The organism is Thalassobaculum litoreum DSM 18839 (assembly GCF_900102465.1).
Classification (GTDB): Bacteria; Pseudomonadota; Alphaproteobacteria; order Thalassobaculales; family Thalassobaculaceae; genus Thalassobaculum; species Thalassobaculum litoreum.
Genome location: NZ_FNBW01000021.1, coordinates 54,664 through 75,962, shown reverse-complemented (window position 1 = coordinate 75,962; position 21,299 = coordinate 54,664). Strand labels below are relative to the sequence as shown.

General features: G+C 63.0%; 23 protein-coding genes and 1 pseudogene. 21 read left to right on the top strand and 3 right to left on the bottom strand.

What is annotated here, in order from left to right:
- From BLS34_RS23870 to BLS34_RS23800, 15 genes are all read left to right on the top strand, one after another.
- Nucleotides 1-501: cytochrome c (locus BLS34_RS23870; RefSeq protein WP_139189416.1), on the top strand; the 501-nt coding region annotated here is incomplete at its 5' end.
- The gene (locus tag BLS34_RS23865) at nucleotides 501-1,397 is read left to right on the top strand and encodes a cytochrome c (protein ID WP_093153537.1); all 897 of its coding nucleotides are present in this window, start codon (nucleotides 501-503) and stop codon (nucleotides 1,395-1,397) included. The genes BLS34_RS23870 and BLS34_RS23865, both read left to right, overlap by 1 nt.
- Nucleotides 1,394-1,612, top strand: a complete 219-nt coding sequence (locus BLS34_RS23860; RefSeq protein ID WP_093153534.1) for a GDCCVxC domain-containing (seleno)protein — start codon at nucleotides 1,394-1,396, stop codon at nucleotides 1,610-1,612. The genes BLS34_RS23865 and BLS34_RS23860 overlap by 4 nt, the downstream gene beginning before the upstream one ends.
- Nucleotides 1,613-1,645: 33 nt before the next feature.
- Complete coding sequence (locus BLS34_RS23855) at nucleotides 1,646-1,990, top strand: hypothetical protein (protein ID WP_028794502.1); 345 nt, start codon at nucleotides 1,646-1,648, stop codon at nucleotides 1,988-1,990.
- A gap of 84 nt (nucleotides 1,991-2,074) precedes the next feature.
- Nucleotides 2,075-2,626, top strand: coding sequence for a cupredoxin domain-containing protein (locus BLS34_RS23850; RefSeq protein WP_093153532.1), 552 nt, complete (start codon nucleotides 2,075-2,077; stop codon nucleotides 2,624-2,626).
- A gap of 78 nt (nucleotides 2,627-2,704) precedes the next feature.
- Nucleotides 2,705-4,534: a copper resistance system multicopper oxidase gene (locus tag BLS34_RS23845; RefSeq protein WP_245702162.1), complete on the top strand. Its 1,830-nt coding sequence runs from the start codon at nucleotides 2,705-2,707 to the stop codon at nucleotides 4,532-4,534.
- Between the two features lie 4 nt (nucleotides 4,535-4,538).
- Nucleotides 4,539-5,240, top strand: a complete 702-nt coding sequence (locus BLS34_RS23840; RefSeq protein ID WP_028793186.1) for a copper resistance protein B — start codon at nucleotides 4,539-4,541, stop codon at nucleotides 5,238-5,240.
- Nucleotides 5,241-5,427: 187 nt separating this feature from the next.
- Entirely contained in the window at nucleotides 5,428-6,117 is a 690-nt protein-coding gene (locus BLS34_RS23835) for a CBS domain-containing protein (protein ID WP_028793185.1), read from the top strand.
- A 76-nt stretch (nucleotides 6,118-6,193) separates the two neighbouring features.
- Nucleotides 6,194-7,519: an APC family permease gene (locus BLS34_RS23830; RefSeq protein ID WP_028793184.1), complete on the top strand. Its 1,326-nt coding sequence runs from the start codon at nucleotides 6,194-6,196 to the stop codon at nucleotides 7,517-7,519.
- Nucleotides 7,516-8,799, top strand: coding sequence for an adenylate/guanylate cyclase domain-containing protein (locus tag BLS34_RS23825; RefSeq protein ID WP_084618683.1), 1,284 nt, complete (start codon nucleotides 7,516-7,518; stop codon nucleotides 8,797-8,799). Before BLS34_RS23830 ends, BLS34_RS23825 begins: the two co-directional genes overlap by 4 nt.
- A 167-nt stretch (nucleotides 8,800-8,966) precedes the next feature.
- Complete coding sequence (locus tag BLS34_RS23820; protein WP_084618682.1) at nucleotides 8,967-11,642, top strand: Tn3 family transposase; 2,676 nt, start codon at nucleotides 8,967-8,969, stop codon at nucleotides 11,640-11,642.
- 126 nt (nucleotides 11,643-11,768) lie between these two features.
- Nucleotides 11,769-13,037, top strand: a complete 1,269-nt coding sequence (istA, locus tag BLS34_RS23815; RefSeq protein ID WP_028793183.1) for an IS21 family transposase — start codon at nucleotides 11,769-11,771, stop codon at nucleotides 13,035-13,037.
- Nucleotides 13,034-13,906, top strand: coding sequence for an IS21-like element helper ATPase IstB (istB, locus tag BLS34_RS23810; RefSeq protein WP_028793182.1), 873 nt, complete (start codon nucleotides 13,034-13,036; stop codon nucleotides 13,904-13,906). Before istA ends, istB begins: the two co-directional genes overlap by 4 nt.
- 82 nt (nucleotides 13,907-13,988) lie before the next feature.
- Nucleotides 13,989-14,258 carry a Tn3 family transposase gene (locus tag BLS34_RS23805; protein WP_028793181.1) on the top strand — a complete coding sequence of 90 codons (270 nt, stop codon included), beginning with the start codon at nucleotides 13,989-13,991 and terminating at the stop codon, nucleotides 14,256-14,258.
- A 66-nt stretch (nucleotides 14,259-14,324) separates the two neighbouring features.
- Nucleotides 14,325-14,678, top strand: coding sequence for a recombinase family protein (locus BLS34_RS23800; protein ID WP_245565553.1), 354 nt, complete (start codon nucleotides 14,325-14,327; stop codon nucleotides 14,676-14,678).
- A 142-nt stretch (nucleotides 14,679-14,820) separates the two neighbouring features.
- On the opposite strand, the gene BLS34_RS23795 is transcribed toward BLS34_RS23800, so the two are convergent.
- The 3 genes from BLS34_RS23795 to BLS34_RS23785 all read right to left on the bottom strand — a co-directional run bounded on the left by BLS34_RS23795 (nucleotide 14,821) and on the right by BLS34_RS23785 (nucleotide 16,392).
- The gene (locus BLS34_RS23795; RefSeq protein WP_009452623.1) at nucleotides 14,821-15,225 is read right to left on the bottom strand and encodes a MerR family transcriptional regulator; all 405 of its coding nucleotides are present in this window, start codon (nucleotides 15,223-15,225) and stop codon (nucleotides 14,821-14,823) included.
- Between the two features lie 70 nt (nucleotides 15,226-15,295).
- A complete protein-coding gene (locus BLS34_RS23790) occupies nucleotides 15,296-15,955 on the bottom strand; it encodes a DsbA family protein (protein WP_028793180.1) in 660 nt (219 codons plus the stop codon).
- Complete coding sequence (locus BLS34_RS23785) at nucleotides 15,952-16,392, bottom strand: disulfide bond formation protein B (protein ID WP_024706423.1); 441 nt, start codon at nucleotides 16,390-16,392, stop codon at nucleotides 15,952-15,954. Before BLS34_RS23785 ends, BLS34_RS23790 begins: the two co-directional genes overlap by 4 nt.
- Before the next feature lie 221 nt (nucleotides 16,393-16,613).
- Here BLS34_RS23785 and BLS34_RS23780 point away from each other — a divergent pair, with 221 nt between their 5' ends.
- The 6 genes and pseudogenes from BLS34_RS23780 to BLS34_RS23760 all read left to right on the top strand — a co-directional run bounded on the left by BLS34_RS23780 (nucleotide 16,614) and on the right by BLS34_RS23760 (nucleotide 21,287).
- A complete protein-coding gene (locus BLS34_RS23780) occupies nucleotides 16,614-18,746 on the top strand; it encodes a heavy metal translocating P-type ATPase (RefSeq protein WP_028793179.1) in 2,133 nt (710 codons plus the stop codon).
- Between the two features lie 66 nt (nucleotides 18,747-18,812).
- Nucleotides 18,813-19,430: a cation efflux transmembrane domain-containing protein gene (locus BLS34_RS23775; protein WP_018065776.1), complete on the top strand. Its 618-nt coding sequence runs from the start codon at nucleotides 18,813-18,815 to the stop codon at nucleotides 19,428-19,430.
- Nucleotides 19,423-19,926 (top strand): copper chaperone PCu(A)C, encoded by a 504-nt coding sequence (locus BLS34_RS23770; RefSeq protein WP_009452628.1) that lies wholly within the window; start codon nucleotides 19,423-19,425, stop codon nucleotides 19,924-19,926. Before BLS34_RS23775 ends, BLS34_RS23770 begins: the two co-directional genes overlap by 8 nt.
- A pseudogene (locus BLS34_RS26780) lies at nucleotides 19,923-20,120 on the top strand (hypothetical protein); the annotation flags it as partial. The gene BLS34_RS23770 and the pseudogene BLS34_RS26780, both read left to right, overlap by 4 nt.
- The gene (locus BLS34_RS26570; protein WP_425425870.1) at nucleotides 20,026-20,544 is read left to right on the top strand and encodes an SCO family protein; all 519 of its coding nucleotides are present in this window, start codon (nucleotides 20,026-20,028) and stop codon (nucleotides 20,542-20,544) included. The pseudogene BLS34_RS26780 and the gene BLS34_RS26570, both read left to right, overlap by 95 nt.
- On the top strand, nucleotides 20,544-21,287 hold the full coding sequence (locus BLS34_RS23760) for a cytochrome c biogenesis CcdA family protein (RefSeq protein WP_009452630.1): 744 nt from the start codon (nucleotides 20,544-20,546) through the stop codon (nucleotides 21,285-21,287). Before BLS34_RS26570 ends, BLS34_RS23760 begins: the two co-directional genes overlap by 1 nt.
- Nucleotides 21,288-21,299: the final 12 nt, after the last annotated feature.

Below are 21,299 nucleotides of genomic sequence, written 5' to 3'. Positions count from 1 at the left end.
TCCATGGAAGCGCTCGGCGACGCCATGAAGGAACTGACCGCGATGATGCGGGGTCAGCAGGATTACGGTGCCGAACGGGTCCGGTCGCTGGCCGCCACCATCGAAAGCCATGGCGGCGAGGCGCTGACCAGGCTCTTTCCCAAGGACAGCCTCGACCACCCGTCGGAGGCGCTGCCGGCGATCTGGAGCGATTGGGACCGGTTCAGTGCCCTGTCGGATCAGCTCTCCGCCTATGCCCGCGCCCTTGCGGCTGCGGCCGATAACCCGCGACCGTCGGGCGGCGCCCAGGGCGGCATGATGGGCCGGGGACAGGGCCAGGGACAGGGCATGATGCAGGGCCAGGGAATGATGGGTGGCGGCATGATGGGCGGCGGCATGATGGGCGGGGGACAGGGCCCGACCGCCGAGATGCTGGCGCAGATGCCGCCTGACGGGGTTTTCTTCCATCTGGCCGACTCCTGCTCCGCCTGTCACCAGAGCTTCCGCAAGAAGCAGAACTGATGGCCCGGAGCTTCTGGCTGATTGTCGGCGCCGCCGCCCTTCTGGGCGGCGGTGCCTTCGTCTGGCTCACTGCCGGTCCAAGCGTGCCCGAGCGCAACCTGGTGGGCCTCTCCGGCGACGTGAACCGCGGCGCCTATGTGGCGCGCCTGTCGGGCTGCATCGCCTGCCACACCGACCCGACGGGCGACGGTGCCGTGCTGGCCGGTGGCGCCGGGATCGACACCGAATTCGGCGCCTTCTTCGCCCCGAACATCACCCCCCATCCCGAGGACGGGATCGGGGCGTGGACGCTGGCGGATTTCTCCCGGTCGCTGACGGCCGGAGAAGAACCGGACGGCGGCCACCTCTTTCCGGTCTTTCCCTACAGCTTTTACACACGGCTGACCGATCAGGACGTGGTCGACCTATGGGCCGCCGTCCGGTCGGTTCCGGCGGTGGCCGGCGGGCCGCCGGAACACCGGCTGCGCGTCCCGTTCAGCTGGGCTCGCGGTGTCGGGCTCTGGAAGCGGCTGTATTTCGAGTCCGGGCCGCTGGCGCCGGCGGAGGACCGAAACGAATCCTGGATCCGCGGGCGCTATCTGGCGGAGGCCGCCGCCCATTGCGGTGCCTGCCATACGCCCCGGACCCTGCTCGGCGGCCGCGATCCGGACCGCAAGTTCGAGGGCGGTACCGGTCCCGGAAACGAGAAGATCCCGGCGATCACGCCCGAGGCCCTGGCGCGGGCGGGGTGGACGTCAGACGATCTGCGCTATGCCTTGCGGTCGGGACTGACGCCCACGGGCGACAGCCTCGGCGGGTCGATGGCCGAGGTGATCCGGGACGGCACACGCTACTGGAGCGATACGGACATCGCGGCCCTGGTGGAGTACCTGATGGACCCGGAGCGTCCGGAATGAGACGCCAGCCCGAGCGGACCGACCGGTCGACCGTCACCTGCCCGCGCTGCGGTCATCGCGAGGAGGAGCGGATGCCGACCGACGCTTGCCAGTGGTTCTACGACTGCAAGGGTTGCGGCGCCGTTCTGAAGCCCAAGCCGGGAGACTGCTGCGTGTTCTGCTCCTACGGCACGGTCCCGTGTCCCCCTGTGCAGGCGGGCGCAGACTGTTCTTGACCTTCCGGTTGCTGGAGGCCCTATTCGACCGTCATGAAGCGCTTCATCGCCATCGCCGCCATGCTCCTGATCGCCCTCTCCACGGGGGCGATGGGGATGGCGGATCCGCATCGAGGCGGGAGCGGCGACATGCCGGTGTCGCAGGCGGCCGAGGCGCCGATGCCCGGGCATACGGACGGTCACGGGGAGCACAAGACCGACCGTGCCGGCTATCATGCCGCCTGCGCGATCGCCGGCCACAGCTGCGCCGGCTATGTCACGCCGGATATGGCGGCCGTCGCCGGTCTGCCCTACACCCGGCACGACTGGTCGGCGCCGTCCGACCGGCTGGCCGCCGGCCTGAATGCGGAAGCGACCACACCGCCGCCTCGCGCCTGATCGACTGACCGTCCACGCCGATACCCTCCGGCTCGGCGGCTGCAACGCCTTTCGATCATTTGCTTTCTTGCGAGGATACCTCCAATGAACCACCGCCTGTATGCGCGTGCCGTTGCGGCTGCGCTTGCGCTTTCCCTGTCCGTTGCCGGCATCGCGTCGGCCCAGATGTCGCACGGAGGCGGCCATGGCGCCGCCATGTCCATCGGCCAGCCGGGCGACGCCTCGGCGGTCGGTCGGACCATCGAGATCACCATGCACGACAACTACTACGAACCGGAAACCCTCTCCGTCTCCGAGGGCGAGACCGTCCGGTTCCTGGTGAAGAACGCCGGCGCCATCGTGCACGAGTTCAACATCGCCACCGCCGAGATGCATAAGGCCCACGAAGCCGAGATGCAGATGCTGGTCGATCACGGCGTGCTCATGCCCGACCGGATCGACCGGGCGGCGGCCGAGAAGATGAAGACCTCCATGGGCCACGGGATGCACGCCGCCGGCAACAGCCTGCTGCTGGAGCCCGGCCAGTCGGGCGAGCTGATCTGGCGCTTCGCGGATGCCAAGGACCTGGAGTTCGCCTGCAACGTCCCGGGCCACTACCAGGCCGGGATGATGGGCGACTTCCGGAAGGCCAACTGACCGTCACCGTGTAAGGAGCCGGGCCGCCCTGCGCGCGGCCCGGTGCTCCGACCCATCCCCCAGATCAGGAGACGCGTCGTGACAGCGACATCGTTTGCCCGGGCCTGCGCGCTCGCAGCGGCATTCACCGTATCAAGCGTGACCGCCGCCAGCGCCGGCGACTACAGCATCACCGTCGACCGGGTCGCCCTGGAGACCGGCGACTTCGCCAAGACCGCCATCGGCTACAACGGATCGTCCACGCCGACGATCCTTCGGTTCAAGGAGGGCGAGGAGGTCACGATAGCCGTGACCAACAACCTCGCCGAGGACACCTCGATCCACTGGCACGGGCTGATCCTGCCGTACCAACAGGACGGCGTGCCGGGCATTTCCTATGAGGGAATCAAGTCGGGCGAGACCTTCACATACCGTTTCCCCATCGTGCAGAGCGGCACCTACTGGTTCCACAGCCATACCGGCTTCCAGGAACCCGACGGCGCCTATGGAGCGATCGTCATCGAGCCGCAGGGACGCGAGCCGTTCCGCTTCGACCGCGACTATGTCGTCCAGCTCACCGACGCCCATCCGCATTCCGGCGAGCGGATCATGCGGAACCTCAAGCTGATGCCCGACTACTACAACCGGCAGCAGCGCACGTTCCTCGACTTCCTGAACGACAGCCGGGACCAGGGGCTCAGCGCCGCCCTCGCCGACCGCAGCGCCTGGGGCGAGATGCGCATGATGCCGACGGATGTGGAGGACCTTCAGGGCTTCACGCCGCTGATCAACGGCATGGGCCCATCGCAGAACTGGACCGGTCTGTTCGAGCCAGGCGAGCGGATCCGGCTGCGCTTCATCAATTCCTCGGCGATGACCTATTTCGACATCCGCATTCCCGGGCTGCAGATGACCGTGGTGCAGGCCGACGGCAACAACGTGCAGCCGGTGACCGTCGACGAACTGCGGATCGCCGTGGCCGAGACCTATGACGTGATCGTGCGACCGACCGAGGACCGGGCCTATACGGTCTTCGCGGAATCCATGGGCCGCACGGCTTTCGCGCGGGGCACCCTGGCGCCCCGGTCGGGGATGGAGGCGGAGGTGCCGGACCTGCGCGAACCGCCGCTCCTGACCATGGCGGATATGGGCATGGCCCATGGCGAGCACGGGTCCATGGATCAGGGCGCGATGGGCCAGGGCGCGATGGATCATGGCTCAAATCAGCCGACGCACACCATGCCCGACAGCAGGGTCATGCAAGGCATGAACCATGGCACGATGGACCATAGCGCTATGGGACATGGAACCATGGGCCAAAGTTCGGGACAGCCGACGCACATCATGTCCGACGGCTCGGTCATGCAGGGTATGGACCACGGGACCATGGCGGCGGCACCGGCCGATCCGTTCTACGCCCCCGGCAGCGGTCTCACCCCCCAGGCGGCGGATGGCGGCAAGTTCCTGTCCTATGCCGACCTGAAGGCGCAGAAGCCACTCTACGAGCACCGCGACGCGACCCGAGAGATTGAGCTGCGCCTGACCGGCAACATGGAGCGCTACATCTGGTCAATCAACGGCGTGAAATTCTCTGACGCCGAGCCGATCCGGCTGCAGTACGGCGAGCGGGTTCGCTTCAAGTTCGTCAACGAGACGATGATGACCCATCCGATGCACCTGCACGGAATGTGGTCGATCCTCGATGTCGGACAGGGCAAGTGGAACCCGATCAAGCATGTGGTCAGCGTCGCGCCCGGCACGACGGTGTTCATGGAGACGGAGGTCGACGCGCCCGGTCAGTGGGCCTTCCACTGCCATCTCTCCTATCACGCCGACAGCGGCATGTTCCGCAAGGTCGTCGTGGAAGGTGGGCCGGTCGGCAAGAGCGCCGACCTCGACACCACCTCGAACCACACCACCGGAGGCTAACACCATGCGCAGAAATATCCTTGTAACCGCGGCGTTGGTTCCGGCGCTCCTCTGGACGGTCCCGGCCTCGGCCGAACCTCTGATCTACGGCCTGCAGGTCGAACAGGCCGAGCGCCGGTTCGACGACGGGTCGGACCTCTATGCCTGGGATTTCGACGCCCTGGTGGGGACCGACGAGCTAAAAGTCGTCTGGCGCAGCGAGGCGGAGTACCTCACCGAAGGCAAACAGTTTGAAACCCTAGAGAACCAGCTTCGTCTTCAGAAGCCGATCTCCACCTTCTTCGATGCGGTGGTCGGCGTCCGGCTGGATACGCCTCGCGGCGAGGATCGCGCCTACGGTGTGGTCGGGGTGAAGGGCCTGGCTCCGCAATGGTTCGAGATCGATGCCGATCTCTATGTCGGAGAGACCTCCTTCGTGCGGATCGAGGCCGAGTACGAGGGGCTTATAACCAACCGAATCATACTGACGCCAAGCGTCGAGTTGGATACCCCGCTGGGGGACGACGCGGAACTTGGGGTCGGCGCCTTTGCGCCGAAACTCGAGCTCGGTGCCCGCCTCAGCTACGATCTTCTGGACCGTGCGGTCTCGCCATATATCGGCGTCCATTACGAGCGCCGGTTCGGTGAGACAGCCGATCTCGCCCGGGCGGAGGGCGAGGCGAGGGACAACCTGTTCTTCGTAGTCGGCACGAAGATGCTGTTCTGACCCGCTGACGCGCCATCCGACCAAGTCCGGTGATCGGGCAACATCGTCGTGGCGCCCGATCACCGCCCCCAGCCGTACCGAGCGGACACACTGGTCTTCACGGTTCGGCTGGTCCTAGCGCCCGCTTGGTACGAGTTCGGCTACTCGTTCTCCGGTGTCAGCGGGCACATGAGCAAGGTGAGGATCCATGCTTGCAATAGATGTCATGACGGACCGCGTGGTGACGGTCTCCCCCGGAACCACCGTCGAAGAAATCGCTCAAACCCTGCTCAACAACCGGATCAGTGCAGTTCCGGTTGTTGACCCCCACAATCGCTTGGCCGGGTTGGTCAGCGAAGGCGACCTGATGAGGCGACTGCAGAATGAAGGTGACCGTAGAGGTTCCTGGTGGCTTGAGGCATTCACAGGGTCAAGCACAGCTGCCGCAGATTTCGTGAAGGTGCACGGCACAAAGGCCGAGGACATCATGACCCGGGATGTCGTCACTGTTGCGCCAACGACGCCGGTGCACGAGATCGCGAAGACTCTGGAGACCCGCCGGATCAAGCGTGTGCCGGTGGTCGAGGACGGCCGGGTATTGGGTATCGTCAGCCGCGCCAATCTCCTGCACGGGCTGGCTTCAGCAGAGAAGATGTCCGCTCCCAGTGGCGACGACCGTGCGCTTCGCGTGGCCGTTGTCAACGCGATCCGCGCGACCCCAGGGGTAGACCCATCCCTGCTGAACGTCACCGTTAGGGACGCGGTCGTGACGGTCTGGGGTGTGACTGACACAGACGACGAGAGCCGTGCGGTGAAGGTCGCGGTCGAAGAAACCCCGGGCGTGTCGGAAGTCCACCTGCAACTGGGGCATGTTCCAGCCTGGGCCTGGGGACTCTAACCAACCGGCTACCGTATCAGCCGTTCGGGCGGCAACACCCGAACGGCCTGGACCTATACAGAACAACGGGGACGACATGGCCTCCAGCACTTACCAGAAGAACAGCATCACGCTGATCGACGGCATCTCGATGGGAACTGGCGTGATGATCGGCGCCGGGATCTTTGCCCTCACCGGGCAGATCGCAGATCTGGCGGGTCCGTGGTTTCCGCTGTCATTCGTTGCCGGTGCGCTGGTGACCGGGTTCAGCGCTTACACCTACGTGAAGATGTCGAACGCGTATCCTTCGGCCGGTGGCATCGGGATGATCCTCCAGAAAGCCTACGGCCCTGGCGGGATTGCGGCCGGCGCGGCGGTTCTCATGGCGCTGTCCATGGTCATCAACGAAAGCCTAGTCGCGCGAACCTTCGGGACCTACGTGCTTCGGCCTTTCGACATTGGCACTGACAGCCCGCTCGTGCCGGTTCTGGGGGTCGGCCTCATCGTCTTCGCCTATCTGGTTAACATCTCCGGAAACCGGTCCGTCGGCCTCGTGTCGCTGATCATGGCGGCCTTGAAGATCGGGGGGATCGCGTTCTTCGGGGCGGCGGCGCTTTGGGCCGGGGGCTTCTCCTTCGAACCACGAGCCAAAGCCGACGACCTGCCGTTGACGGGCTTCGTGGCGTCGATGGCGCTCTCAATTCTGGCGTTCAAGGGCTTCACGACGATCACCAACAGCGGCGCTGAGATGGTAGATCCGCATCGCAATGTCGGCCGCGCGATCACAGTATCGATCCTTGTCTGCGTTGTCGTCTACCTACTCGTCGCCTTCGCGGTCGGCTCCAGTCTTTCGCTCGACGAGATCGTCGCTGCAAAGGATTACGCTCTCGCGGAGGCGGCGCAACCGACTCTCGGGTTATACGGCTTCTATTTTACGGTCGCCCTCGCCGTTCTGGCGACCGCGTCCGGTCTGCTTGCCAGCATCTTCGCGGTGTCGCGGATGCTCGCCATGCTGACCGACATGAAGATGATACCACACAGCCATTTCGGCATGCCTGGTGGGATCCGCGACCATACCCTGGTCTATACCGTGGTCGCCGCAGCGGTGCTCACTGTTTTTTTCGACCTCAGTCGTATCGCCTCACTCGGCGCTTTTTTCTACTTGGTCATGGACATCGCGATCCATGTTGGCGTGTACCGGTGGCTGAAGCACGAGATCGGCGCGCAGGGCTGGGTGATGCTCATTGCGATCCTATTGGACGTCTTAGTTCTCGGCGCGTTCGCGGTGATGAAATGGCAGTCGGATCCGGTCATCGTCGTCATTGCGGTTGTCGCCATGGTCTGTGTCTTCGCCTTTCAGCGGATCTATCTCCGCCGATGGCTGGGCGAGGGCGACAACGGCCATGATGCGGGGCACGGATGAAACGTTTCGCACTAGATCGACTCCCGGAGCTACGGGCATCGGAAATGCAAGCCGACCTACTCTCGGCATTCGTTCGGGTCGGTATCCTCGTGGTCCTTGTGGCGACAGTTGCACTGTCCGCGACTGATGGTGGGATCCACCAGGGGGCGGTGATCGATATCGGTCTGTACGGCTTAGCCACAGGGGCGAGCCTGATTCTGGCCTGGCGCAGGTTGTATCACCCGATCCTGCCCTTCGCGTTTGCTACATTCGACGTGGTCCTGATCGTGACCCACATGCACATCATGGCAAACACGATGGGACTGAGTGCGGAGATGGTCTCCGTGCCTGCCTCCACGCTGATGTTCGTGGTCCTGATCCATGCGTCGATGCGCTACCAGCCGGCGCTTATCGCGTACATCGTGGCGCTCTTCTTGATTTCGGTGCTTGTAACATCGTTGCTGCCGTTCCCGGGTATGCCTATGGCGATGCCGCAACGCATGGCTGCAACGGGGCTTCGGCCCATGGGGGAGATCTTCGCATTCGATGTCCTGCCACCGGTGCTGGTCGCGACGGCTGGCACGATCCTGGTACTAGGCGTTTACCGAACCAGGCGGCTACTACTCCGTTCTATCGATCAGGCGGCGCGCAGCGCCCGTCTTTCCCGCTTCTTTTCCCCGCGGATCGCTGAGAGGTTGAGCCGCGACGAACTCAATGGCCTTTCATCCGGCCTGAGACAGCCCGTGGCGGTCCTGTTCGTCGATATTAAGGGCTTCACGTCGATGGCCGAGACCATGTCCCCGGAGGAACTCGGCACGATGTTGTCCGAGTTCAGGGAGCGTGTCACCGAATGCGTTTTCCGCCACGGTGGAACCGTTGACAAGTTCATCGGCGATGCGGTGATGGTTGTTTTCGGCGCACCAATCTCAGGTCCTGATGACGCTAGGGGCGCCGTTGAGTGCGGCGTAGATGTCCTGAAGACGGTGGCAAAGTGGTCAAAGGAGCGAATGAGTTCAGGTGAAGCGGGAATCGAGATCGGCATCGGCGGTCACTACGGCGAAGTGTTTGTAGGCGTCCTGGGAAGCGGGCGGCTGCTCGAATATACCGTCATCGGAGATACGGTGAACGTGGCCGAGCGGCTGGAGCGGCTCAGTCGTGAAACGGATTGTCCCCTCGTCACTTCGCGGACGCTACTGAACGAAGCCGGGATACCGAATGACGGGGCGAGATGGTCTGCACTCGGCGAGCACACGCTTCGTGGTCGAACTACTCCCATAGAAGCGATGGGCCTGATGCGCTGAACGGCCATTGTGAGGGGTCACCTCAAGGTTTGTTCGCCAGACCACGCTTTGTCGGACAAACCATGAACATCCTGCATTGCCGTTTTGATCAACGGCCACCAGTCGCTCCGGTGACCGATTTATGATTCTGCGCGAGGCTTTCCATCCACAACCGACGGGAGGAAGCCATGGCGCGCCGGGGATTGCTGAACGATGCCGAGTGGCGTGAGATATTCGCAGTTCCCCACCATCAGGCGGACCTGATCCGGCACTACACACTGTCGGCAAACGACATCGAAGTGGCCAACGGACGATACGGTGCCTCGAACCGGCTCGGTTTCGCCGTCCAGCTATGCCTGCTCCGGTATCCAGGATTTGGTCTGCGGGTGGACGAGGACGTTCCGGGGGAATTGCTCGCCTACATCGCCCACCAGCTCGGCGTCTCCTCAGCGTCTTTCGATCGCTATGGTCGGCGTTCACAGACCCGGCAGGATCATGGCCGGCAGATTGCCCATCTCCTTGGGCTGAGAGCCTTCATGCGGGATGATGTAGCCTGCCTCATCGAGGTTGCCGGCGCTGCGGCCTGGTCGACCGACAAGGGCCTGCCGATCGCGACTGCGGTCGTGGATGCGCTTCGCGCCGACCGGATTATCTTGCCGAGCCCCGACACGATCGAGCGCATCGGATTGGCTGGGCGAGCCCGTGCCCGCAAACTGTCGGCGGCCCTTCTGGCGAGCGCCCTGGACGAACGGCAGCGGAGCAGCATCGACGTACTGCTGGTGAACGACCCGGTCCTGCGGTCGTCTCCGCTGGCGTGGCTGCGCGACATATCTGAGTCGCCGAGCACCGGCAATCTGACCGATCTGCTCGACCGGCTCGCCTATGTACGAGGTATCGGTCTCGACCCATCGATCAGCGACTTGATTCACGAGCATCGGTTCCGCCAGTTCGTCCGGGAAGGAAGCGTGGCACCGGCGTTCCTGCTTTCGGACTACTCGCAGAACCGCCGCCGCGCGACGCTGTCGGCGGTCACACTCGACCTCGAGACCCGGCTCTCCGACGCGGCGATCGGCATGTTCGACAAGCTTGTCGGCTCGCTGTTCACGCGGGGACGGCGCGGGCAGGAACGCCGCTACCAGGCAACGACGCGGGATGTCGGCCAGCTAATGCGGTTGTTCGGCCGAACCATCGACGCACTCACGGCGGCCCGCGATGGCGACGGCGATCCCGTGGCCCTGGTCGATGAGACCGTCGGCTGGCACCGATTGCTCGCCGCGAGGCCGCAGGTCGAGGCGCTGGCCGAGCTCGCCGGCGAGGACATGCTCGTGGCGGCCGCCGGGAAATACGCCACGCTGCGGCGGTTCGCGCCGGCCTTCCTCGATGCCTTCACGTTCAAGGCAGCCACGGGCGGCAAGACGCTTATCAAGGCGGTAGACCTGCTCCGCGATCTCAACCGGCGCAACCGCCGCCAGGTCCCGGACGACGCCCCCATGCCGTTCCGCGGCAGGCGGTGGAAGCAGTTGGTCCGGGAGGGTGGAACGATCAACCGCCGCCTGTACGAGACCGCCGTTCTGGCCACCCTGCGCGATGGCCTTCGATCCGGCGATGTCTGGGTCGATGGGACGCGAAATTATCGCCAGTTCGACGCCTACCTCCTGTCCAAGCAGGAAGCCGCAGCGGCAGCCGCCGACCTGCCCGTCGATACCGACGTCTCCCGGTACCTGCAGGGTCGGGCGGAGGAACTCGATCTGCGGCTGTCTCGACTGGCCCGTCTGCTGCGCACCGGGAGGCTCGAGGGCGTCTCGCTGGTGCGTGGTAAGCTCCGGATCACGCCGCTGACGGCGAACACACCACCGGAGGCCAACGCGCTCGATCGCAGACTCGACGGGCTGCTGCCGCGCGTACGCATCACCGAGCTGCTGCGCGACGTCGCGCAGCGCACCGGCTTCGTGTCGTGCTTCAGGGATCTGCGTTCCGGCAAGGAGCACGACAATTCCAACGCGGTGCTCGCCGCGATCCTCGCTGACGCCACCAATCTCGGCCAGGAGCGGATGGCGAACGCCAGCCAGGGTGTGAGCTACGCGCAACTGGCCTGGACGCACAACTGGTACCTGTCCGACGAGAACTATCGTGCGGCACTGGCCCGGATCATCGACGCTCACCACGCTCAACCCTTTGCTCGGTACTGGGGCGACGGATCTGCTTCATCGTCTGACGGCCAGTTCTTCCGGGCCGGTCGGGTACGCGGCGGCGCCAGCGAAGTGAACGCCAAGTACGGTGCCGAGCCAGGGATCAAGATCTACACCCACCTGTCAGATCATTTCGCGTCGTTCCATTCACGGATCGTCTCGGCGACCGCCAACGAAGCACCCTATGTGCTGGATGGCCTGCTCTTGCACGGCAGCGGCTTGCTTCCGCGCGAGCACTACACCGACACCGGTGGGGCGACCGACCATGTCTTCGCCCTGTTCCACCTGCTCGGGTATCGCTTCGTCCCGCGCTTGCGCGATCTTGCCGACAAGCGTCTCGGCACCATCAAACCGTCGGCGGCGTACAAGGGGATCGAACCGATCCTCGGACGACCGATCCGCACCGACGTCATCGCCGAAAGCTGGGATGGCATCCTTCAGCTCGCCGCCTCCATCCGGTCTGGTGTCGTTGCTCCGTCGACCATGCTCCAGAAGCTCTCGGCCTACAAACGGCAGAACCGCCTTGACCTCGCCCTCGCCGAGGTCGGCCGCCTCGAGCGGACACTGTTCTCGATCGACTGGTTGGAGAGCCGGAGCCTGCGGCGTCGCTGCCAATCCGGGTTGAACAAGGGTGAGGCACGTCATGCCCTGGCGCAGGTGTTGATACCGGAGTGAATCTCCCCAGAACCGCCGTTTGAAAATTCCCCAGTTGGCGTGTCGCCGGTCATCCGGGGCGCGCCCCGGATGACCGGCGGCGGCGAGTTGCCGATGCTCCTCTCGGTCGGCGAGAGGAGTTCGGCGGTGATCAAACTGGGAGAGATGCTCATGATCTTGGAACTGCATCGGCAGGGGCTGTCTATATCGGCGATCGCACGGGAGAGCGGGTTCGACCGCAAGACCGTTCGTCGCTACATCGAGCGCGGCCTGGAGCCACCGAGCTATGGCCCACGCAGGCCACGGTCACGTCTGCTGGATCCGTACACCCCCTATCTGCGCGAACGCGTGATGACGTGGCCTGGCCTGACCGGCGCCCGGCTGCTGCGAGAATTGCGGGACCTCGGCTATAGCGGCGGCTATACGGCGGTGACGGATTATCTGCGTGATATCCGTCCCGCGCCGACACCGGGTTATGAGATCCGCTTCGAGACACCTCCCGGTCAGCAAGGACAGGTCGACTTTGCTCAGTTCCAGGTGGTGTTCACCGATGAGCCGGAACAGCCGCGGATCGTGTGGCTGTTCTCGCTGGTCCTGGGGCATAGCCGCCTGATCTGGGCACGGTTCGTCGCCCATCAGGACCTAGCGACAGTGCTGCGCTGCCACGTCGCCGCCTTCGACGCGATCGGCGGCGTGCCACGCGAGCTTCTCTACGACCGCATGAAGACGGCGGTGATCGGCGAAGCTGCTGACGGGGAGCCGCGCGGCATCGTCTACAACAGGGCCCTTGTGGATCTGGCCCGCCACTATGGCTTCCACCCGCGCGCGTGCCAGCCCTACCGGGCCAAGACCAAGGGCAAGGTCGAGCGGCCGTTCCGATACATCCGCGAGGACTTCTTCTTGGCCCGTTCGTTCCGCAACCTGGACGATCTGAACGAGCAGCTGCGGCGCTGGCTGGACAGTGTCGCCAATCCCAGGGTGCATGCCACAACCCGGCGGGTCGTGAACGAGGCGTTCGCCGAGGAGAAGCCGCACCTGCTGGTTCTGCCTCTGGCGCCGTTCCGCTCCGTACTACGTCTGGAGCGACGGATCTCCCGGGAAGGGATGGTAAGCGTCGGTGGCAACTTCTACAGCGTTCCGGATGCCACCCGGCGGCGCACGGTCGAGGTGCACACGCTCGCCCAGGAGATCAGGATCTTCGAGGACGGCACGTTGATCGCGACCCATCCGGTCCTGGAAGGCCGCCACCAGCGCCGGGTGGCTCCTGGACACCGAAAAGGAGGGGGCTCCACAGGACGAAGACGTGGAGCCGACGGAGATGTGGTCGTCAGCCGAACCGGCGACGTGGTCGCTCAGCGCTCCCTGGAGTTCTACGACGCTGTCGCTCGCCGTCTTGCCCGGGAGTGCCGGTCATGAGCGCTCCAGGTGATCTGACCCCGTCGACCCTGGAGCGGATCCGCCACGATCTGGTCGGTCTGAAAATGCCACGCGCCCTGGAAGCCCTCGATCAGGTCGTGCGCCGCCTCGAGCACGGGGAGATCGGTGCTCTGGAGGCCATCGACATGCTGCTCGCCGAGGAACTGACCCTGCGCGAGAACAGCCGCATCAAGACGGCCCTGCGCATGGGCCGACTGGCGACCATCAAGACGCTCTCAGGGTTCGACTTCTCCTTCCAGCCGTCGCTCGACCGCGATCGTATCCTCACCCTCGCACAACTCGGCTTTATCGGTCGCTGCGAGGTCGTCCACTTCCTCGGCCCGCCCGGCACCGGCAAGAGCCATCTGGCCATCGCCCTCGGCGTCGAGGCGGTGAAGGCAGGGCGCAGTGTCTACTTTTGCACACTCGCCGACCTGCTCGGGCAACTCGCCCGCGCCGAGCGCGAGGGACGGCTGACGGAACGCATACGCTTCTTCTGTCGACCGGCTCTGCTGATCGTTGACGAGATCGGCTACCTGCCCGTCGTTCCTGGGGGTGGCAACCTGTTCTTCCAGCTGGTCAACGCCCGATACGAGCGTGGTGCGATGGTCCTGACCTCCAACCGCGGCTTTGCCGAATGGGGCGAGGTGTTCGGAGACCCGGTCGTCGCCACCGCACTCCTCGACCGCCTGCTGCATCATGCTCTGGTCATCCAGATCGAAGGCTCCAGCTACCGGTTGCGCCAGCACGCCGACCTCATGCCCGAGCACGTCCGCTCCAAGGCTACCATCACACCGCCGACCCCAGCACCGCTACGACGGCCAAGGGGACGGCCGCCCAAAAACGACCACATCACCGCGACAACCTGACCGGCGAAACTGGGGAAATTACGGGCGGCATTGACAGCAGGCCGTCTACGCGCACCGGCAGGGCCGTTTTGCCGACCGGACCTTGGAGAACCAGGAGCACCGTGCCTCGGGCCTGAACCTGGTGATCGCGGCGATCGCCTATTGGAACACGATGTACCTCGAGCGGGCGGCTGAGCATCTTCGAGCCCGCGGCGACGCCATCAACGAGTCTCTGCTGGCGCACATCTCACCGATGGGCTGGTCCCACATCGGCCTGACCGGCGATTATCTCTGGGAGCAATCGGACCTGCTGGCCCCTGGCTGCTACCGCGCTCTGACCGATCCTGGAGCACGGCTACGATCCATAGCATAATCGGTGTTCACGATTTGTCCGACAAAACGTGGTCTGGCGAACAAACCTTGAGGTGCTCCCCACTTGATGGAAAAGATCGAAGCGGCGGGGGCCGGCTTCCGGTCGCTGACCGAAGCGATCGACACGACGACACCGGCAGGCCGCATGATGATGCAGATGGTCGGCTCATTCGCCGAGTTCGAGCGCGCCATGATCCGCGAGCGGACTAGCGCAGGGCTAGCGCAGGCGCGGTTGGAAGGGCGGCTCGGTGGTCGGCGGCGCAAACTTGACGATAAGAAACGGCGTGAGATCGCCGAATCCGTTGTTGCGGGGCGCAAGTCCGGCGCCGAGATGGCGCGGCTCTATGACGTGAGCGAGCCAACCGTCTCAAGAATCGTTGCCGAATATCGTCAGCGGGAAGCCCATGAGGCCTTGGCATGACTTGGATCCGATGACCTCCATGGGGTGGAAAGCGGAAAGGCCGCTTTCAGCAGCCAACCCTTCCAAGCGGAAGATGTCGAACGACCTACCAATTGCAGTCGATCAAGACATGGATCGTCGGCAAAGCTGCATGGACCTCCGATCATTTCGGCGACAGGGTTTCAATGATCCGGCAATCGTCGACGATGCCGCACTCGCACTGGTCGATCATTCTGTCGAGTTCGGCCTTGAGCGCCATGAGATCAGTGATCTTCTTTTCGACCTCTGCACGATGTTCGCTAGCGATGGCATCAACTGCTGCGCAGGATTGTCCGCGATTGTCGGATAGCGTGAGAAGCGCTCTGATCTGGTCGAGCGAGAAGCCCAGGTCACGTGCCCGGCGGATAAAGCTCAGCCGGTTCAGATGGTCTGGCTCGTACGCCCGATAATTGCCTTCGGTACGCGAGGGCTCGGGCAGTAGACCGTTCTTCTCGTAAAAGCGGATCGTTTCGACCTTGGTACCGGTTTGCCTTGCAAGATGACCGATCGTCAGAATTGAAGAGTTCATTTTATGACCCTATAGCGTATACAGGGTCATGTAGGTTCTATTTGGACGTTTGTCGATCTCGATGGCTCGCCTAGTGCGCCGCTCTGGCGCTCTCCACCTCTTCACGCACCAGGTCGTGGAGTTGCTGCGGTCCGAAGGATTCCAGCGGCCTGCCATTCACGAAAAAGGTCGGTGTCTGGCGCACATTATTGCTCTGAACATCGGCCATATCCTGCTCAAGAACGGCGTCAATCTCGGCCGAGGACATCTCACGCCGTGCCTGCTCAACATCCAACCCAGCCGCCGCCACGATTTCCCAGGCTTTCTCGAGATCGGGTGCACCATGCACGGCCCATTCCGGCTGTCGCGCCAGCAGGGCTTCCAGTATCGGTTCGTATCTGTCCTGAAGACGGGCTGTTTCCAGAATCCTGACGGCTTCGTCAGATCCGTCATGGAAGGGCGCGTATCGGATGACCAGGCGCGTCTCGGCAGGGAAATTCGCCATGATCTGCTTAACGGCTGGATAGAAAGCTCGGCACGCCTCGCAGGACGGATCAAAGAATTCCACGATCGTCACCGGCGCATCCGCTGGGCCGATTACGGGTGAATGCGCCCTGACCAACGCATCACCTTGCGCCGGTGCAACGGGCTGTGCCGAGAGGCCGCCGTACCGGTCGTAGATAAAGGCACCGCCTGCAAAGACAATCAGTGCGACAAGGCCAGTGAGAAGTACGATGGACCGTCTGGTCATGTTGAACGTCTCCGGTGCGCGAGAACGAGAAGAAGAGCGATGCTCCCAAAGGCGGCGAGCGATAGGTAAGGGAGCGGCAAAATGCCAAGGACCGTCATCTCGACGCCAGAACATGACGGGCCGTCTTGTGTACAAGGCTCGATGGCTGCTGGAAGGATCCTCGCATAAAGGAGGGAGTGGAATGCAGCGATGGCGGCACCTAGGGCAGCCAGTGGAAGTCCGTACCGGGAAACGCTGGCATCACCTCGAAAGCTAGCGACAGCCAGAATGACCGCCAGCGGAAACATGAAAGCGCGCTGATGCCAGCACAGATTGCACGGCGTCTGTCCCATGACCTCACCAATGAAGAGAGCGCTGAGCGAGGCGGCAAGCGCAATGAGCCATGCCGAGAAGACGAACGCCCAGGTATTTGCAGTCGTGCCCGCCCCGGTGGTCATAGCACTCCCTTTCGCCATCGTTTCGCTTCGCTCCATTTACCTTTGCATTCAACTATTTCTGCACCCTGTACCCACTACAGGGTCAAGGCTCCTTAATGAAGTTGTACCGCGAATTTGCACGTGGATCGCAGCGCGAAATCAAATAAACGAAGTCCACTCTTGACCCTATAGTTGCTACAGGGTCTATCTGCGGTGTCACATTAAACCATCGAGGTGACACCATGGCGGCAGCGAGCCCTTACAGACTGCGTATAGAAGGCATGGACTGCGCCTCGTGCGCATTGAAAATCGAGACGGCGATGCAACGCCTGCCGGGCGTTAGCGACATCAATGTCAGCTACGCCAACGAGACGCTAGCATTGCAACTCGATGAAGACCGGACGGCCCTCGGCACTATTGAGCAAAAGATCCGAGCGCTCGGGTACACGCCAGTGATCGAGCAGGCTGAGACGAAGGGGGGGCCGCCTCGGAAGCGCATCACAGAGGCGTGGTGGAAAGGCAGCAAGGGTCGGCTTGTACTGCTGACCGGCGCACTGTTCATGCTTGCCTTCGCCATTGCGCGTATCCTGCCGGATTGGGAGCAATGGCTCTATTCAGGTGCGGCCCTGATCAGCGTTATCCCGTTCGCGCGGCGGGCGGTCGCCGGTGCGATGTCCGGCTCACCCTTCACCATCGAGACGTTGATGACGGTCGCGGCACTCGGCGCGGTCGCCATCGGCGAGGCCGAAGAAGCTGCTGTCGTGATCTTCCTGTTCGCAGTGGGCGAGCTGCTTGAAACCGTGGCGGCAGGCCGTGCGCGGGCAGGCATTGAAGCGCTGATCGATCTCGTGCCCCGGGTCGCGTTCCGCGAGCGTGATGGTGTCATTGAGCAGGTCGCTGCCGAAGAGTTGGCTATTGGTGATGTCGTCGTTGTTCGGCCTGGGGACCGTGTGCCGTCTGACGGCACGGTGATTGATGGTGCATCTGAGGTCGATGAGGCGCCCGTGACAGGCGAATCCATGCCCGTGCTTAAAGAAGCCGGCGCAAACGTCTATGCCGGCAGCATCAATGCAAATGGCGAGTTGCGAGTGTCGATCAGTCATGTCGCGGCCGACAATACCATTGCCCGCATCATCCACATGGTCGAGGAAGCTCAGGAATCAAAGGCCCCGACGGCGCGTATGATCGACCGTTTCAGCCGCTGGTATACGCCTGGCGCTATGGTCGTCGCGGCTCTGATCGTCGTGGTGCCGCCGCTCGCCTTCGGCGGTGACTGGATGACATGGGTATATCGGGGTCTTGCGACGTTGCTGATTGCTTGCCCCTGCGCGCTCGTGATTTCCACGCCGGCGGCTATTGCCTCGGGTCTTGCCGCCGGCGCGCGTCAGGGATTGCTGATTAAGGGGGGCGCGGCACTGGAAATACTCGGTAAGGTCGTAACTGTTGCCTTCGACAAGACAGGAACGCTGACGCGTGGCCATCCCCAGGTGACGGACATTGTGCCGATCAATGGGGACGAGAACGCCGTCCTTGCCATTGCAGCGGCCGTCGAGCGCAGCACCAGCCATCCTCTCGGGGTTGCAATCGTGGAGGCGGCAAAAGTGCGGGGGCTCGAACTGCCCGTCACCGTCGGGGGCGGCGTTGCCACACCCGGCAAAGCGGTCACAGCGCGGTTGAAGGACGGCTTCGCTTCGGTCGGGTCTCCCCGTCATGCCGCCGAACAGGCTGCCCTCGAAGAGAACATTGCCGAGACGATCACCACACTGGAGAGCCAGGGCAAGACGGTCGTCGTGCTTATAAAGGGCAAGACCATCGAGGGATTGATCGCGTTGCGCGACGAACCGCGCGACGACGCTATCGAAGGTGTGAAGCGGCTGACAGATCGAGGTGTGCGGCCACTGATGCTGACCGGCGACAACAAGCGCACGGCCGACGCCATTGCGGCCCATCTTGGCCTTGAGGCAAGCGCCGAATTGTTGCCCGACGCCAAGCTCGCCGAGATCGGTCGCCTCAAAGCTAATGGCCCGATCGCCATGGTGGGAGACGGTATCAATGACGCGCCGGCGCTCGCAGCCGCTTCCGTTGGCGTTGCCATGGGTGCAGGCACCGACGTTGCTCTGGAGACCGCAGATGCCGCGCTGCTCAGAAACCGGGTGACGGGTGTTGCCGATCTCATCGGGTTGTCACAGGCGACACTCGGCAATATTTGGCAAAATATCGCCATAGCGCTTGGTCTGAAGGCCGTCTTCCTCGTGACGACTCTATTCGGCATTACCACGCTCTGGATGGCGATTCTCGCCGATACGGGCGCTACGGTCCTCGTTACAGCCAATGCGCTGCGCCTGCTGACCTGGCGCGGCACCCGCGACAAATGAGCCCAAGCAGTGCGCGAAGGCAGGTCGCGGCTTCCACTTCTCGCCAAGAAAGCCGAGGTGTAATTTATGAGTAATCAGTCCAAGGGCAGTGCCACTTCATCCGAGAAGAGCGAACAATGGGCGCTCGCATGGGTGCTTGCGATCAATACGGCCCAGGCAGCCATTGTGGGGGGATTAGGGTGGTGGGCTCAGTCAACAGGATTGATGGGCTCTGCACTCGATAATCTTGGCGATGCCGGTGTCTACGCTATTAGCCTTTTCGTCGTAGGTCGCGGTTTGGCGGCGAAGGTTCGAGTTGCCCGGCTGTCGGGTATCCTTCTGATGGTTTTCGCTGGTCTTCTTCTATTTGAAGTCGGTCGTCGCTTCTTCACTGGCTCCGATCCGATAGGGCCGGTCATGATTGCCGTGGCAATCGCGAGCGCGCTTACGAATATGATCTGCATGTGGTTCCTGAATTCTCATCGGGAAGGCGGCGTGCATCTGCAAGCCTCATGGATTTTCACGACAAACGACATGCTCGTGAACTCAGCCATCGCGCTTTCGGGTCTGGCCGTAATCCTTTTCAATTCGCCCTACCCGGATCTGATCATCGGCCTGGGCGTGGTTGTTGTCGTTGTCAGAAGCGGCTTGGAAATTCTTGAAAAGGCCGGGGAAGCTGGAGAGAAAGTTAATCAACATGATTAGTTCACGAGCCCTATCCGCCGCCTTCCTTACCCTTGCGGTATTGATCTCTCCTGCCGTTGGTCACGACTTCCAAGCCGGTTCGATCACCATCAATCATCCGTGGTCGCGCGCGACTCCGCCGGTCGCGCCGGTAGCCGGCGGCTATCTGACGCTAACGAACGATGGCGGTATGGCCGACCGTCTGGTTTCGATCTCATCACCTCTGTCAGAACGGGCGGAAATCCACGAGTCGACCGTGATCGACGGGGTTGCCAGCATGAGGCCGGTGCAAAATGGCATCGAAATTGGGGCTGGCAAGACGGTCGAACTTCAACCTGGCGGTATACACATCATGTTTTTGAAGCCATCGCGTCCTTTGAAGGAAGGGGAGCGGTTTGCCGCAACACTGGTGTTCGAGCAGGCCGGTACCATCGACGTTGAGTTCGCTGTGCAGAACATGGGTGCTCGTCCGGAATTTGCGAACGAACATGACGGGCACGGAGAGGCTGTCCAATGAGCGGCGTCAAACTTTTCCGTCTTGTTGCATGGGTTGCCGTCGCCGCTGTCGGTGGGCTTTTCATCGGCTTGTCAGTGTCCAAGCCTTGGCAGCAGCAAAATGCGGCGGTCGCGTCTTCGACAGGCATCGCAGCTATCGGCGGCCCGTTCCAGCTCACATCGCATCAAGGCGGGACGATCGACAATGCCGCGCTTGCTGGAAAGCCTTATCTCGCCTTCTTCGGCTTCACCCATTGTCCCCGATGTGTGTCCGACGACGCTCTACGAACTCAGCGATCTCATGAACGAGCTCGGGCCGGTGGCCGACCAGTTCAACGTACTGTTCTTCACCGTCGATCCCGAACGAGACAGCCAAGAGCTGCTGGCTCAATACATGACAGCCTTTGATGATCGCATCCTCGCATTGCGGGGAAATCGACAGGAAACGGACGCCGTGGTGAAGGCCTTTGCGGCCTACGCGCGAAAAGTGCCTCTGGAGGGGGGCGAATACACGATGGATCACACCGCAGGCGTCTACATGATGGATGCCGAGAGCCAATTCGTCGGCACGCTCGACATGCACGAGCCGCGTGAGATTCGCTTGCAGAAGCTCCGCCGTCTAGTGGGCGAGATTGGCTGATGGAGTTCTCCAGTATCGGAATGGCGACGGCTTTCGCCGCTGGCGTTATATCCTTCCTGTCGCCCTGCGTTCTGCCGCTGGTGCCGGGCTATATTTCCTACGTTGCAGGCCGCACGATTAGCCCGGACGGAATTGCGGCCGATACAGAATTCAGGGCAGCGGGCCGAACTCTCGGCCTCAGCCTCTGCTTCGTGCTCGGCTTCACGACCGTGTTTGTCATCCTTGGGGCCAGCGCCACCGTGTTGAGCCGGCTCTTGCGCATGTATCTTTTCGAAGCGAACCTGATTGGCGGAGGGATCGTTATCGTCTTCGGCCTATTCACGACCGGCCTCGTACCAATGCCCTGGCTCAATCGTGAAGCCCGGTTCCATGCCAATCCGGGCAGCGGAAGCGCTGGGGCCGCTTATCTCCTGGGTCTCGCTTTTGCGTTCGGCTGGACTCCCTGCATCGGACCAGTGCTAGGTGCGATTCTGACCCTCTCCGCTGCCAACGCCACGGTTGCAAGCGGAACGACGCTGCTCGCCGTCTATTCCCTGGGCCTTGGCCTCCCTTTCATCTTGGCGGCTTTATTCATGCGCGGGTTCATGGCGCGGATGATGTCGATGCGCCGCACCGGCCGGGTGCTCAAAATCGTCGCTGGTGGGGTGATGGTGGTGATGGGCATCGCCATGATCACCGGCCATCTCTCTAGCTTTGCAATATGGCTGCTCCAGACGTTCCCGGCCCTCGGTCGGATCGGCTAAGCCGGAGTTTAA

Excerpts from the sequence above, each read along its gene's own strand:
- istB (WP_028793182.1), top strand. The coding sequence starts at position 13,034 with ATGAGCGCTCCAGGTGATCTGACCCCGTCGACCCTGGAGCGGATCCGC.
- BLS34_RS23790 (WP_028793180.1), bottom strand. The coding sequence starts at position 15,955 with ATGACCAGACGGTCCATCGTACTTCTCACTGGCCTTGTCGCACTGATT.
- BLS34_RS23855 (WP_028794502.1), top strand. The coding sequence starts at position 1,646 with ATGAAGCGCTTCATCGCCATCGCCGCCATGCTCCTGATCGCCCTCTCC.
- BLS34_RS23770 (WP_009452628.1), top strand. The coding sequence starts at position 19,423 with ATGATTAGTTCACGAGCCCTATCCGCCGCCTTCCTTACCCTTGCGGTA.
- BLS34_RS23830 (WP_028793184.1), top strand. The coding sequence starts at position 6,194 with ATGGCCTCCAGCACTTACCAGAAGAACAGCATCACGCTGATCGACGGC.
- BLS34_RS23775 (WP_018065776.1), top strand. The coding sequence starts at position 18,813 with ATGAGTAATCAGTCCAAGGGCAGTGCCACTTCATCCGAGAAGAGCGAA.
- BLS34_RS23820 (WP_084618682.1), top strand. The coding sequence starts at position 8,967 with ATGGCGCGCCGGGGATTGCTGAACGATGCCGAGTGGCGTGAGATATTC.
- BLS34_RS23780 (WP_028793179.1), top strand. The coding sequence starts at position 16,614 with ATGGCGGCAGCGAGCCCTTACAGACTGCGTATAGAAGGCATGGACTGC.
- BLS34_RS23865 (WP_093153537.1), top strand. The coding sequence starts at position 501 with ATGGCCCGGAGCTTCTGGCTGATTGTCGGCGCCGCCGCCCTTCTGGGC.
- BLS34_RS23825 (WP_084618683.1), top strand. The coding sequence starts at position 7,516 with ATGAAACGTTTCGCACTAGATCGACTCCCGGAGCTACGGGCATCGGAA.
- BLS34_RS23840 (WP_028793186.1), top strand. The coding sequence starts at position 4,539 with ATGCGCAGAAATATCCTTGTAACCGCGGCGTTGGTTCCGGCGCTCCTC.
- BLS34_RS23760 (WP_009452630.1), top strand. The coding sequence starts at position 20,544 with ATGGAGTTCTCCAGTATCGGAATGGCGACGGCTTTCGCCGCTGGCGTT.
- BLS34_RS26570 (WP_425425870.1), top strand. The coding sequence starts at position 20,026 with ATGCGGCGGTCGCGTCTTCGACAGGCATCGCAGCTATCGGCGGCCCGT.
- BLS34_RS23795 (WP_009452623.1), bottom strand. The coding sequence starts at position 15,225 with ATGAACTCTTCAATTCTGACGATCGGTCATCTTGCAAGGCAAACCGGT.
- BLS34_RS23860 (WP_093153534.1), top strand. The coding sequence starts at position 1,394 with ATGAGACGCCAGCCCGAGCGGACCGACCGGTCGACCGTCACCTGCCCG.
- BLS34_RS23785 (WP_024706423.1), bottom strand. The coding sequence starts at position 16,392 with ATGACCACCGGGGCGGGCACGACTGCAAATACCTGGGCGTTCGTCTTC.
- BLS34_RS23835 (WP_028793185.1), top strand. The coding sequence starts at position 5,428 with ATGCTTGCAATAGATGTCATGACGGACCGCGTGGTGACGGTCTCCCCC.
- BLS34_RS23850 (WP_093153532.1), top strand. The coding sequence starts at position 2,075 with ATGAACCACCGCCTGTATGCGCGTGCCGTTGCGGCTGCGCTTGCGCTT.
- BLS34_RS23800 (WP_245565553.1), top strand. The coding sequence starts at position 14,325 with ATGGAAAAGATCGAAGCGGCGGGGGCCGGCTTCCGGTCGCTGACCGAA.